This is a genomic window from Humiphilus diazotrophicus, from assembly GCF_059726315.1.
The window spans coordinates 5,298,908-5,312,541 of the sequence record NZ_AP040870.1 but is presented as its reverse complement, the minus strand read 5'-3'; the positions used below and the strand labels follow the sequence as shown (position 1 = coordinate 5,312,541).

Sequence of the window (13,634 nt, the reverse complement as noted above, 5' to 3'; positions counted from 1 at the left end):
TAGGTACTGCCCCTTCAAAAGAAGACACGATGCAGAACCTCGGTGAATGCTGTGTCTCTCCAGCACCAGGCCTCCGCGGAATCGGAACTACTGTGTCAGCAGGTTCGCCACCTGTTTCCGGATGTTGTTGCATTGAGCCAACGCAGAAACCGCTGATTGGCACAGGATTTGGTATTTGGACATATCCGAGGTAGCCGATCCGAAATCGGTAGCTTCCACTGTATCCTGAGCTCGCTCTAGATTCGCAACACCCGTTTGCAGAACAGAATGCGTTGCATCGAGTGTGTTCATTTTGGCGCCAAGATACCCTCTTTGCGCAGCAACACTGGTAACGGCCTGCGTAACACTTGTAAGCGCCTGTTGCGCGTTCGTCTGTGTCAATAGATCTGTAGTGGAAAGATCGACAGAGCCTACGGAATTGGAAGCGAGCTTGTCAAAGACAACATTCGTTATCTGTCCGCTCCCACTACTATAAGTTCCGAAGGTTGTGAAGATGTCGATTCCGGCTGCATTGCCGCTGAAAATTTGTATTGTGTTGTAGGTGGTATTCGTACCGAGCTTATCTATCTCCTGTAAGATCTTCTGATACTCGCTGTTGGCAGCAGATTCCTGCGCGCCATTGAGCGTTCCGTTGGAAGCCTCAGTAGCAAGGGTGATGGCCCTGGTAAGCATGTTTGTTACTTGCGCGAGAGTCTGATCGGCAACTTGCAGTAGATCTACGCCTTCTACAGCATTCGACTCAGACTGAGCCATAGCTAAACCGCTAGCTTTCAGCCTATCCACCAGAGAGAGACCGGCAGCGTCGTCTGCACTCGAATTAATGCGCTCCCCGGTTGCAATCTGCTGTATTGCGGACTGCTGTTTCCGATAGTTGGAGGCTAATAGTCCCTCGGTATAGAGTGCGGGAATATTCTCCCGCATATTCAATAAGCTCATAACAGTTTTTATCCTCAAACACGAAGACATTTACGCCCAGCGGGGGTGAGGACGTTCTTGTTTCATCCTCTGTATCGGAACTGTTATCAAACCCTTTACCAACTAAAATTCGTACAAATTTATAAGAATCAAGCACTTATGTACATAAGACTTATGGATTTCTTATTAAGATTTTCTATTGCATCCACATTCAAGCTGCCATTTTCAGGCAGATTGACACAAACAGCAAAGGAATCGCGTCAGAGTTATCGGACAACTGGGCCTACGAGGAAAAAGAATAGAGTGTCCCAATCAAAGCAAGAGAAACGGCCAAAGAAGTATTAGGTTCTTCTCAAAATCAGAGAGACAAGACTAGGAATTTACCAAGAATCATTAACGATCTTTCGAAGAAAAACTTACAAGCATGTTTCCCAAAATTAAACAGTTCGATCCCAAAGAAGGACATTCTGGTCATTTCTGAGTCTAAATAGCTGTCTGGAGATCTTTCAAGTCGTAGCCAAAGTAAAGCGAAAGCTTCAAGGCTAGAACGGAACCAGGGTAGCTGTATCCACAAGCCACAGAGGACTGCGCAGCTTTTCCGTCAAGTCTGGCACCGGTGAGACCGACCTCAGATCGCGAAAACGCAGGTTTGTTTCTTACCAGAAAAGCTGCACTTAACCCTTGCCGGATCGAACACTGTAACCTTGGTTCCGCTCCAGAATGACTAAATTCGAAAGATCTATGGCGAACCTCGGGAATAGAGCATTAAGCATAATGGGCGACGTCCGTCCTCAGCATGTACTCGTGATCTACCACTGGTACAGGAGCAGCCAGTACCACACTCGTTGTACACCCGGGTGGTAGAGCAATATCAACATTGAAGTTGACTACATAAGCTCCGAAAAGTCTGCCACAACTATACTGATAGTTGTTATCCGATCTATCACTTCGACTTGTCACGACGACGTTATTAATAAGGCATTTAAAAAGTCTGGCGATACAAATAGCAGCAAGATGTCCGCATATATCATCACGTGATGGGTAACGAATTAAAGCCCTTGTTCTTCAACAGAAATAGCAACCCCTATAGGTTACTAACACAAAGATGAGACCAAGCTCCTACCCCAGATACTTGAACTAGCCATTGATTCAGATTGGGAAGAGAATGAGATAACAAACCTTCGCCGGAACTATAGCGCTCAAGAAGATACTTGTCAATTATGACAGTTGTAAATAACACAAATGACAGCGGGACCAATCTATCTTGGCATCTTACACGTACAACCTAGCCAATCCGAGAGACAACGTCCAGCCCCTAAGATCGCTTAATTTGACAACAACTTCAGGCAAGAGTACAAAGCTATGCATACAGAATAGATTCACTGCAGAAACCCGTATGGTACGGGACAGAGCCGCAGGATCTTTTCTCCATGTGTCTTCAAGAAGTATTTTTCTTGTTGTACTTGGCTTCCGCTGCTTTTCCCTAGCTGTGTTTATGAACTAAAGGAGAATACACAGTGAAATTCAGCGATAAGGTAATGTACATAGGAGCATCGGGGCTATCGCTCTTAACATTAGCACTATACCTCTCTATTACTCCATACACAGCAAGTGCACAAGCATCTGGATGCACGATGGGGGGCAACTTTTTTAGTGTAGGAACTTGCTATTCCTGTAGTACAGGCACACGAATGGGCATGCTCTGCACTGCAGCAGGAGGGACCCCACACTGGAGCTATTGTGGATCGTGCACGTTATAACAGATACACAATGGCATAGAACAGAGCTCCTGAAAGCTTATCTCAGGGGCTCTCCATCTCGAAAAGCAAAGCCGATACTTCGAATGGCTGATCTAGTGGGTAGTTTCCCCTGCACGTAAAGGAGTGCCTAATGCCTCGTTCATTCGTTTTTGTCTTGGTTATTTTGACTGCTTCTCTTGGGATAAATCTTTCCCTAGCATGGAGGCTAAAAGCAATACAGGGACCGCCGCACCATGACAACATAATTGGAAGGCGTGTTGACTCTTTTCAGGCAACTGATCTGTCGGGCAACCCTCACACTTTTTCCCTTCGCGCAGATAGACCGACGCTCATTTACTATATAAATCCCGCGTGTAGGTGGTGTAGCGCAAACGCTGCAAGCTTCAACACACTTGCACGCAGCCTCCCCTCAAGGGGGATAAGGGTTGTCGTTTTATCGTCACAAGCAAATCATCTAGATGAATTTTCGGCAAAGACGCACTTGCCAGATAGCACTATATTTGTCATCAAATCTGAAAACATCACTCGCGATCTTGAGCTAACTGGAACACCGCAAACATTTCTCGTCAATACAGAAGGCCAAGTTGAACAGCACTGGATAGGAGCTTACGATGGGAGCAACCGAACAGAAATAGAAGGAATATTTCATCTGCGATTACCCGATATTGCACAGCCTTAAAAGTACAAAAAATCAAATACAGAGATAACCGACAGTTATAAATGTCGTATCTGAATAGATAATGACCATTCTTCTGGCAATGGGATCTTAGCACTCCACACACCGTGGAATAGGGAGACAGCAGCAGACCCGATTAATCTATATAACAGTATCGCAACATCTGTTTTGAATGCCAAAACTTTCCAATGGAGATCGCACACAGGATTTGTCTTGTCCCGCAAAAACTAGTTGTGAAAGCTACGAACGCCATGAAAACCTACTAACAGCCGCATGCCATAGATGCAAGGAAGGACTGTTTACCATCAGATCAAGATCGTCGGAAGCAAACGGCGCACTTATCATCTTTCCGTACAGAGCAGAATCCATACTGTAGTCGTGACCATTAAGCAGAGAGATGTATGATTCGAACTCCAGAGAAGGGGGAAATTCTGCCTAGGCCTTAGGATTACCCCTCCTCTTCTTATGTTCAATGAAACCGTTGAAGACGGGATAAAGTACTTAGTCGTCCTCGCCATCGCATATTTCTGATAGACAGCCCACCGAGCCAAGCTATCTTTGAACAGACTCATTCGACACAGTTCAAACACTGTATCCAGATACGGCCTTATTCCAACTACCAGGTGGAATAAGGCTGGCCATTACTTCCGGTCTCTTGCGCCCCACTGTGCACATCATCAATACCAGGATCAGTCTGGTCGAGGCTATGTAGTGCATCACTTTGCTCTGGAACCCAAGTGTCAGTGCGGTGGGTCATAGGATCTTCAGGTATCTTTTTGAGATAACCAGCCTGCACCAAATCATCGAGAGATTGAGGAGCTTTCTCCTTATCCATCGTATAGGAGTCGATTGCCTGTCTTAAGACGTGCAAGTCTTCCTTAAGCACTGCTTCCTTTGCGGCCTTAATGGACGAGATGTAATTCGGCACGGCAATGGCCACAAGCACACCGATGATGAGCATGACGACCATCAGTTCGATCAGAGTAAAGCCGGAGGAACGAGACGAGCCCCCCTTGCGCTGCCGTGTTGTTTTCATCTTTCCCATCACCACTCTGAGTACTTCGTTCCGTCCAGGGCAGTACCTGTCGATTTTGAAAAGACATCGAATACATTCTGTCCACCCCAAGACGAACTGTTGGGATCATCCTGCATGGAACGCAGCCCCCAATCCGACTGGCCGGTCAAAGGATCGACAGGAATTCGGCGCAGAAATTTCACTTTATGACTCTGAATGTCCACTCCTTTAACCAAGGTTTCCAGATCTGGCGGATAGCCGAAGCTGTCCACCTTCGTCATAATGAGTCCTTTGTCAGACGCGTCCTTGTAATGGTCAATGGCATCACGCATCTCCCAAAGATCCCGCCGAAGCTCCCGTTCTTTTTCCCGTTTCACCTTAAAGATCGAGATAGGTACAGCAGCTCCAGCCAGGATCGCCAGAATAGCGACGGTAACAATAAGCTCTACGAGCGTCAGGCCTCCCTGACGGCGACGTCTCGAAGAACGGGTCATATCAACGGTCATAGAGCCCACTGCACCTCTACTTCACATGAAGCAGCACTTGTGCGCCTCGCGCAGGAAGTTGCTGCTGTGCGCTATTGACCGCACCAGGGCGAGTAATCGAAATGGATGCGTCTCCTGCTGCCTTTGCCTGGAAGGTAAGCACACAGACCGTTCCCGTACCTGTAATCCCGGAGGTTCCCGGCGGCCGGGAAGCAGAGACAGCCAGACCACCATTTCCATCGTCGCGATGAACTACAGCCACGGCTTGTCCATCTTTACCCAGGTAGTTACCGGAATCCACATTCACCAGTGTCAGGCGAGCAGCGTCATATTGAAGCTGCAAGGGGACGGAAAAGACGTCTTTTCCCCCGGCAAGATTGACCGCTACCTGAAAAGTCGATCCCACCGGTTGTTGCGTTTGGGGCCCAACCAGAGAGAATGCTACCGGCTCTCCCGGAGGGGCTGGAGAATTTGAGGCTCCTGGAGGCACTCCTGGCCCTGCGGCAGGTGGAACTCCAGGCTGCCCCGGTTGTTGGGACTGACCGGGCTGTGTCCCAGCAGGAATTCGAGCTCCGGGCGGTGTTCCCCCAGGCTGATTCGTCGAGGATCGGGGTGCAGTCTGTGACTCCGGCTTTTCCATGCTGATTGGTTGCAAATGCCGGATTTCAACATTCGTTCCTGTCCCAGTATCGATACTGCGTAGATTGAGTGGACTCAGGATCGAAGCACGAACCACATGTGGCGTCAGCATGAAGACAATCTCTTGGTCCTGAACTTCCTTGTTGGTTGAGCTAAAGAGATATTTCAGGATGGGAATCTCACCCAGAAAAGGTGTGCCACCTGTTGTCCGGTTATCAGTCTTGTTTAGCAGGCCAGCAAGGATGTTTACTTCCCCTTCTTTAAGACGAACCACCTGTTCAACCGAGTTCTGACCGATAACAGGCTCGGAAATACCACTGATCGTTGTGTCATAGAGGTGAGAGGTGAGTTCTACCTTTACCTTCAAGGTGACGTCATGATTGAAGTGAACTGTCGGGGTAATTTCGATTGTTACACCAATATCGGTGTACTGGAACTGGGTATTGACCAATCCTGCAACTGAAGTCGCTGTGGTTCCAGTCGAATAAGAACCAGTTGCGATAGGAATACGAGATCCGATTTTTAGCTTGGCATTCTGCCCGTCGGTTGCACGAACTCTGGGATTCTGAAGAATCTTGGCATCGGAATCGGACAGCATCAAGTCGGCGGTAGCCTTATCGACGGTTACCGCAAAATTTTTGGCGTTCAGGTTTCCAAGATCATTCAACGTCAGATTGCTGGTGGTGCCGGTCCCAGTACCTGTACCTGTACCAGTGCCACTAGTTGAGGCAGTAGCCGATTGCAACTGAAAAGCAATACTACCCGGCATGTTCAATCCGATCTTCCGTATCTTGTCCTTGTTCACGGACAAGACCGAAACATCCACGACAACTTCCGGCTTTGCTCGATCCAGATCGTCAATCAACTTCTGCGCCAGAAGTAACTCGTCAGGAGTCGCGCGCATGACAATGGCATTTTGACTGGGAACACCATAGAGTCTGGCATTGGTCAGCAGGTTTCTCAGTGCGGTCACAACATCGTTTAGGTCCGTCTGCTGAGACGCATTCTCCAAATAAAAGGTCTGAACAGCCTGCTCATCCAGTTCGGTACGTTTGGCCCGGGTATTTTGTGCAACGAAGATCGTATTTGAAGTTACCGGACGCCAGAAGGTTCCTGAGATAGTGCCAATAATACGTAACGCCTCATAAAGCGAGACATTATTAAGGTCGATCAGGATTCTCTTCGAATTGTATTCGGGATCGAAGAGTACATTGATTCCGGCAGCCTTGCCCACTGCCTGATAAACGACCTTGGAATCCTCCGACATATGCAGGGTTATGGGCTCGTTGGAGACAGGCTTCAGTTCTGGAGGAGAACCTGCCGACTCCAGCGGGTTGGAAGGGGGCACTGAACTCTCTTGATTACTCGGTGCTGCAGCCATCTTCAGACGAATGGCTACGATGTCCTGCTGCGCCAGTTCGTTGCTGGGATCAATTTCCAGAGCGCGAAGAAATTCCGTGAGAGCTCTAGTGTCATCACCCTGGCTCCGCAAAGTCTCGCCACGCTTCACATGCAAAGCCGCTGCTGATAACCGAGCGCGATAGTAGGCGGCACGGTATCTCAGATCTTGAGGCTTCTTTTGCCGGGCCTTGCTGAAATTCTCGTAGGCAGCATCCAGATCTTCCTTATCCTCGGCCAGAATTCCGCGTTTATAGAGCGTAGCTGCAGATTGAGCGTGAGCCTGGGATGCCACTGCCATGGCACCAAGACAAAGGATGACTACCAGAAACCAATTCAACGTGCGGCGATTCATGAAACTCCAGAATGGCAAAGGGCTTTAGCCGAAGAGGAGATGGACAAGCGCGATCTGCCGGGCACACCTGTTGCGTGGGAAACAGTTCTATTCATTGCCCAATGCTGCCCGATTATAGCAAAGTGGTTCCAGGATCTACAGATTACGGATGCTAGTGCTACCATGGACTTTCGTGAGTCTATTCGTCTTTTGTTAATTCCGTTTTTATTATTTTTATGTCTCGGCAATCCAGCCATTCCATCGTTCCAGGTCCGAAATCCAGCAAGCCCCGTGATCCCGTAGCAGCTGGCAGTCGCGACGCCGCGGTAAACCGCGCGGCGGGCCATAACTATTTTCTGTTGGACAAATTTGAAGCTGGCGTAGCCCTGCGAGGGACAGAAGTAAAGTCCATCCGCGAGGGGAAAGCCAATCTCAAAGACTCCTATGGAATTATCAAGGATGGCGAAGCATTTTTGCTGAACGCCCATATCGGACCCTACTCGCACGGCAACATTTCCAACCATGATGCCTTGCGCACACGGAAACTCCTTCTGCATCAGGAAGAATTACGCAAACTAATCAGCAAGACGCAGCAAAAGGGCTTTACGCTCATCCCAACCCGTCTTTATTTCCGAAATGGCCGGGTAAAATGCGAAATTGCCGTAGCCAAGGGCAAGCAAGATTGGGATAAGCGAGAAACAGAGCGCCGCCGCGAGGCAGATAAGGAAGCCAAAGCTGCTATTGCCCAAAATCGCGCCCGGAACGGACAGTGAGAGCTCTCCCAAGATAAGGATTCTCCGCGGTTCACCGCGTGACCTGAAAGAGGACTATGAAAACAGAACTACTGTTGAGTGAAGCGCAGAATCAGGCGACGGAACTTCTCGCCGTCTTCGCTGTTGACCAGTCCACCGCCAAAGGGTCGGATGCCAAACCCGAACCCTTGCTCCTGACGTCCAATCAGGGACTGCAAACGGCAGCGGCGTCTGTTCTGGCAAACGGAGAATTCAAGGCCGGATCGATGGAGACTTTACTTCTCCACGCCCCGCAGTCCCTGAAAGCTACCCGTCTTCTCATCATCGGTCTGGGTAAAGCATCCAAAGCTGGAAATCATGAAGTCCGCAAAGGTGCCGGAACGGCTATCCGCTTTGCTAAACCTCGCGGAATCAAAGAGGTATCCATCGTTGTGCCGGAAGACTTCGACGTCAAGGGCACAGTCCGAGCGGTGGTAGAGGGTGCTTACGTTGGAGATTTTGACCCGGATACATATAAATCCGACAGGAAAGATCAAAGCATCGATATCCTGCGAGTTCTTGCGCCCAAGACTGCAGACAAGGCTCAAGCCGAAGCAGGCTACAGCGAAGGAGTGATCCTCGGAGAATCCCAGAACTTCACCCGCTCGATGGTGAATGAACCAGGGAATAAGCTGACTCCGACAATCATGGGGCAGCGCGCCGCCACAATGGCCAAAGAGCAAGGTCTGAAGTGCGAAATCTACAGCACCGAAAAGATCAAAGAGCTCAAGATGGGCTCATTCTGGAGCGTAGCCCAAGGTTCAGACGAACCCCCGGCACTGATCGTACTCACTTACGAGCCGGAAGGTGCACCTCAGGAGCCAGTTCTAGGATTAGTGGGCAAAGGCATTACCTTTGACAGCGGTGGCATCTCCCTTAAGCCGGGCGACAACATGGAGAAGATGAAGTACGACATGGCTGGCGGAGCCTCCATGATCGGAGCCATGAAGGCAATTTCCCAGCTGAAGCCCAAGGTGAAGGTCATCTGCGTGGTTTGCGCCACTGAAAATATGCCTTCCGGCAAAGCCCAAAAGCCCGGGGACGTTCAGATTTCTATGTCGGGCAAGAGCATCGAGATTATCAACACTGATGCGGAAGGCCGCCTGGTTCTGGCTGACGGAATCACCTATGCCAAGCAGCTCGGTGCGACGCATTTGATCGATGCGGCTACCCTCACCGGGGCCTGTGTCGTCGCTCTCGGCCATATCAATGCCGGAGTCTTCTCAAATGACGACGAGTCCTATGGGAAATTCGCTAAGGCGCTCGAAAACTCAGGAGAAAAGTTCTGGCGCCTACCCGTTGAAGACGAATATCGGGATTTGATCCGTTCCGGAATCGCCGACATCATGAACACCGGCGGACGCTGGGGTGGAGCCATTACAGCAGCCATGTTCCTGAAGGAGTTTGCGGAAGATACACCGTGGATTCACCTGGACATCGCTGGAACTGCCTGGATCGAAGATCAGAAACCCTGGATTGCGAAAGGTCCCTCGGGAATCTCCGTTCGCAGCATTGTGGAATGGGTTCGCAGCTACAGCAGCTAGAGCATTTGAATTTTTTGTTCGCTGCATCGGTGAATTACAAGAGTGCGGCCGTTCTTTGATGGAACGGCCACACTCTCATGAAATCAGCCTCACAATAGAAACCCACGCTTTCAACTTGCGGCTTTCAGATAGTTTCCCTGTGATACCTCTTCAATAATCTTGTCGCAAAACGCAGGAATATCGTCCGGCTTCCGGCTGGTAATCAGGTTTTTATCCGTGACAACTGCCTGATCTACCCAATGAGCCCCGGCGTTTTGAAGATCTGTCTTCAAGGATGGCCAGGAAGTGACTGTCCGTCCCCGCACGGCATCGGCTTCGATCAATGTCCACGTACCGTGGCAGATGGCCGCTATCGGTTTACCTTCCTGTACAAAGCCGCGAACGAAAGTTTATGGCCTTATTTTCCATACGGAGATGGTCGGGATTCATGACGCCGCCCGGTAGAACCAGGACGTCATACTCATCCGGATTCACCTGGTCTAGGGTCTTGTCGACACGTACACTCTGCCCCCACTCCTTAAAGTTCCAGCCTTTAATCTCACCGTCCTTTGGCGAAACAACGTGAGTCGTGGCACCAGCTTCTTCCAGAGCCTTTCTGGGCTCGAGCAGCTCTACCTGTTCAAATCCATCTGTAGCTAGAATTGCTATTTTCTTGCCCTTCAAAGAACCTTGCGCCATAGGATGAACCTCCGGTCCCTTTCGCGGATTCAATCGCTTATAGTTCTGTAGGAAGGACGGCGCAGGAAAAATTGTTGCCAAGGATCGCAGCCTCAATTCTCGATGAATTCTGCCGGCCAGAGACATCTCAGCGTGTCCTATCCTCAACGAATTTGCCTTAGGAGGCATAAACGTGTCGCGTAATTATGGAAAGAACATAGCTCTGGCAGCAGCATGCGGATTGATGCTCACCGGACTTTGGGCCTGTAAATCCAAAGGCGCTTCCGAGACGATCACGATCTCCGGAGCGGGAAGCACCTTTGTGAACCCGGTCATGACACGCTGGGTTCAGGATTTCCAACAAACCCACCCGAATGTTCACGTCAATTACCAATCGATTGGCTCGGGAGGGGGCATTCAGCAGGTTAAAGCGGGAACCGTTGATTTTGGTGCTTCCGACGTCACCCTAACCGATGAACAGCTTGCAAGCATGCCTCCGATCCTTCAAATTCCCGAGAGTGCCGGCCCTGTTTGCCTGATCTACAATCTTCCCGGACTCAGCAAGCCGCTGCAACTCTCCTCGGAGGCACTGGCAGGAATCTTTCTAGGAAAGATTAAGTCTTGGCAGGATCCCATCATTGCCAAAGATAATCCTGGCGTGCAGATTCCCAATCAGCCGGTTGTAGTAGCCCATCGAGCAGAAGGCAGCGGAACAACGAATATTTTCACAACCTATCTGGCCGCGATAAGTGACGAATGGAAGGCCAAGGTCGGTAAGGGAGCATCGATAAACTGGCCTATTGGTCTAGGTGGGAAAGGCAGCGAAGGTGTCACCGGTCAGGTACGTCAGTCTCCCGGTGCAATCGGCTATGTCGAGCTGACTTACGCAGAGCAGAATAAATTGCCTGTAGCTGCGATCAAGAATCTTGCCGGTAAATATGTACTGCCCGGCACAAGCAGCACGACAGCCGCTATCGATGCCTTCAAAAATGAGTTGGCAAAAGATCCGCGCCTCCCAGTTGTTAACCCTCCGGCCACGGCAGCAGATGCCTATCCGATCGCAGGACTCACCTTCCTCATATTGCCTAAGGATGGACAGGATGCTTCGAAGAGAAAGGCTCTGAAGCAATTTGTTGCCTACGTCATCGACCAGGGACAGGTCGCAGCAGGAAAGTTAAACTATGCCCCTTTACCTGATGGCGTAAAACAATTCGACAAACAGGCCTTGGAGAAATTGACCACAGCTGGTCAGCCAATCCAGTAAAGAAATGAAGTATTAAAGACTAAGGCCGCAAGATCTACTTATTGAGCAGATCTTGCGGCCTTTTGAACTGAGACTTCAAGAACGAAAAGCTACCGTCTACATCGCCTCCGGAGCCGCAATCCCCAACCACGCAAGAGCCTGAATTAACTCCCGCAGGGAAACTGCAGCTGTTGCCAACAGGAAGAGTTTCTTCTTCTCGTCCCCTTCAGTAAGGATGTGATGCTTGTGGTAGAAGTTGTTGAACTCCTGCGCCAACTGAAACGCATGCTTAGCCAGATACGCAGGCTCCGCAGTGGAAATACATTGTTCTAACAGGAGAGTTCTTTTCGAAGCTCGCAGCCACAAGGACCAAATATCTGATCCATCTTCTTCAGACATATACTTACCTGCATCGGAAGCAGAGAACTTGGCCAGTACTTCCTCGGGAGTAAGCCCGGCTTTGCGGAAGATGTTCCTGGCACGAACCACGGCATACTGGACATAAGGCCCCGTTTCCCCTTCGAAGCTGAGCGCATCCTTAAAGTCGAAGGCAATAACGGAATTGCGGGTGTACTTCAGCATGAAGTACCGTAGCGCTCCAACTGCAATTTCCTTGGCAATCTGAGCACGCTCTTCTTCGCTGCGCTCAGTCTGACGGCTGTCTACTTCCTTTCGTGTCGCAGCGATCAACTTGTCAATCAGATCGTCTGCCTTTACACCGAAACCTTTACGTCCTGAAACCTCGATGTATGGACGGCTTTGGTCTTCTTCCGAAACGTCGTACCCCAGCTCCATCGCGCAACGTGGAGTGAGAGCCACCATCTCATAGGAGAAGTGGGTATAACGGTTTGCAGCATCGACATGCCCCATTCCGCGCAAAGCTTCGATCACATTGCTCTGCGGGTCACTCTGGCGGCTGTCGATGACGTTGTAGATACTCTGCGCTCCCCCGAAATGAGGATGTTGAGCCGATCCATCTTCAGCCGAGATCCAGCATTCGTGATTCGGATATTGAAAGAAGGGACGATACCCGAAGTCGCGACCCAACAAACCGAATTTCCACAGGTGATAGGCAATGTCCTTGCCCACATAAGTGACAGTTCCATTGGAACGGACAATGACCTTGGCATCTTCATCTGGGCCGTCTTCCGGTGCAGTTTCCGCTGTTCCTGCACGCTTCATTACCCAACAGCCCTTATTCTTGCCTTCGCTTTCGAAATAAAGCACTCCGGAGGACTTCAGCAGCTCGAAGGCCATCTCCCAGAAGTGAAGGTGCAGAATCTCGCTCTCACGCGGCAAGAAATCGTACTCGATGTCCAGACGCAGCATGGTTTCGAGATGCCGCTGCAGCACGGCCGTAGAAATCAGCTCGGCAATTTCTGCCGTCTCATTTCCGCCATGCTCGATCTTGTGAAGGGTATCCAGACGAACCTGTTTATGCGCCTTCTGCTCTTCTTCTGTTCCAATCCCATACCACTGAGAAACCCGGGCATAGAGATCCCAGCAGTAATAGTCGATCCGCTCGCCCTTCGCTTTCAGTTCAGCGAGCAAAGCCTTTACCTGATCAGCCGACATCCCTTCCAAATGAAGGAAACCCACAACCACGTCTGCAACCTGAACGCCAGTGTTGTCGATGTAGTTCTGAATATCGACTTTCTGTCCGGAGGCACGCAGCAGGCGTACGAAGGTATCCCCGAGGATGGCATTCCGCAAATGGCCAATATGAGCAGCTTTGTTGGGATTGATGCTGGTATGTTCGACCAGAGAATGGGTACCGGGATCTAGAGGCTCACGCTCATCGTCCGTAGCAGCCGCAAGTGCCGCCACACCACGATCCAGATGGGCATTGATATATCCGGCACCAGCAACTTCGAAACCGGAAAAGCCCTCCACCGAGCCAAACTCGGACACCAATTCGGTAGCGATGGCACGAGGAGCCTTTCTAAGCTTCCTGGCCAGTTCGAAGGCTACCGGCAAAGCATATTCCCCGAAACGAATCTCAGGGGGCTGCTCAATAGCAATGGTATCGAGCTCAATATCGTACTTCGTTTTAAGGACGGAGCGGAGTCGCTCCAAAAGCCTGCGTTGCTGTTTTAGATACACGTCAAGATCACCGATAGGAGCAGGGCGAAAACACCTGATTTTTCTAGTGATTCTAGCAGAATCGGAGATCGGGG

11 protein-coding genes are annotated in these 13,634 nt (G+C 50.2%); 4 read left to right on the top strand and 7 right to left on the bottom strand.

Going from position 1 to position 13,634, the window contains the following annotated elements:
- Nucleotides 1-87: 87 nt before the first annotated feature.
- Entirely contained in the window at nucleotides 88-936 is an 849-nt protein-coding gene (locus AC6I7T_RS21985; protein ID WP_497789820.1) for a flagellin, read from the bottom strand.
- 1,869 nt (nucleotides 937-2,805) lie between these two features.
- On the opposite strand from AC6I7T_RS21985, the gene AC6I7T_RS21980 reads away from it, so the two are divergent.
- Nucleotides 2,806-3,354, top strand: coding sequence for a peroxiredoxin family protein (locus AC6I7T_RS21980; protein ID WP_497789818.1), 549 nt, complete (start codon nucleotides 2,806-2,808; stop codon nucleotides 3,352-3,354).
- A gap of 613 nt (nucleotides 3,355-3,967) precedes the next feature.
- Here AC6I7T_RS21980 and AC6I7T_RS21975 read toward each other — a convergent pair.
- Genes AC6I7T_RS21975 through AC6I7T_RS21965 form a run of 3 tightly spaced genes read right to left on the bottom strand, consistent with a single transcriptional unit; the run spans nucleotide 3,968 to nucleotide 7,243 of the window.
- Entirely contained in the window at nucleotides 3,968-4,387 is a 420-nt protein-coding gene (locus AC6I7T_RS21975) for a type II secretion system protein (protein ID WP_497789817.1), read from the bottom strand.
- Nucleotides 4,388-4,395: 8 nt separating this feature from the next.
- Entirely contained in the window at nucleotides 4,396-4,872 is a 477-nt protein-coding gene (locus AC6I7T_RS21970; protein WP_497789815.1) for a type II secretion system protein, read from the bottom strand.
- Nucleotides 4,873-4,888: 16 nt separating this feature from the next.
- Nucleotides 4,889-7,243, bottom strand: a complete 2,355-nt coding sequence (locus AC6I7T_RS21965; RefSeq protein WP_497789814.1) for a secretin GspD/PilQ domain-containing protein — start codon at nucleotides 7,241-7,243, stop codon at nucleotides 4,889-4,891.
- Nucleotides 7,244-7,458: 215 nt separating this feature from the next.
- On the opposite strand from AC6I7T_RS21965, the gene smpB reads away from it, so the two are divergent.
- Together smpB and AC6I7T_RS21955 are read left to right on the top strand one after the other, a co-directional pair.
- On the top strand, nucleotides 7,459-7,995 hold the full coding sequence (gene smpB / locus AC6I7T_RS21960; RefSeq protein WP_497789812.1) for an SsrA-binding protein SmpB: 537 nt from the start codon (nucleotides 7,459-7,461) through the stop codon (nucleotides 7,993-7,995).
- A 56-nt stretch (nucleotides 7,996-8,051) separates the two neighbouring features.
- On the top strand, nucleotides 8,052-9,557 hold the full coding sequence (locus AC6I7T_RS21955) for a leucyl aminopeptidase (RefSeq protein ID WP_497789811.1): 1,506 nt from the start codon (nucleotides 8,052-8,054) through the stop codon (nucleotides 9,555-9,557).
- A gap of 110 nt (nucleotides 9,558-9,667) precedes the next feature.
- On the opposite strand, the gene AC6I7T_RS21950 is transcribed toward AC6I7T_RS21955, so the two are convergent.
- Nucleotides 9,668-9,901 (bottom strand): DJ-1/PfpI family protein, encoded by a 234-nt coding sequence (locus tag AC6I7T_RS21950; RefSeq protein ID WP_497794636.1) that lies wholly within the window; start codon nucleotides 9,899-9,901, stop codon nucleotides 9,668-9,670.
- Between the two features lie 13 nt (nucleotides 9,902-9,914).
- Complete coding sequence (locus AC6I7T_RS21945) at nucleotides 9,915-10,235, bottom strand: DJ-1/PfpI family protein (RefSeq protein WP_497789809.1); 321 nt, start codon at nucleotides 10,233-10,235, stop codon at nucleotides 9,915-9,917.
- A 172-nt stretch (nucleotides 10,236-10,407) separates the two neighbouring features.
- On the opposite strand from AC6I7T_RS21945, the gene pstS reads away from it, so the two are divergent.
- Nucleotides 10,408-11,478, top strand: a complete 1,071-nt coding sequence (gene pstS / locus AC6I7T_RS21940) for a phosphate ABC transporter substrate-binding protein PstS (RefSeq protein WP_497789808.1) — start codon at nucleotides 10,408-10,410, stop codon at nucleotides 11,476-11,478.
- 96 nt (nucleotides 11,479-11,574) lie between these two features.
- Here the strand turns inward: pstS and AC6I7T_RS21935 are convergent, their stop codons facing one another.
- Nucleotides 11,575-13,560 (bottom strand): arginine--tRNA ligase, encoded by a 1,986-nt coding sequence (locus AC6I7T_RS21935; protein ID WP_497789806.1) that lies wholly within the window; start codon nucleotides 13,558-13,560, stop codon nucleotides 11,575-11,577.
- Between the last annotated feature and the right edge of the window lie 74 nt (nucleotides 13,561-13,634).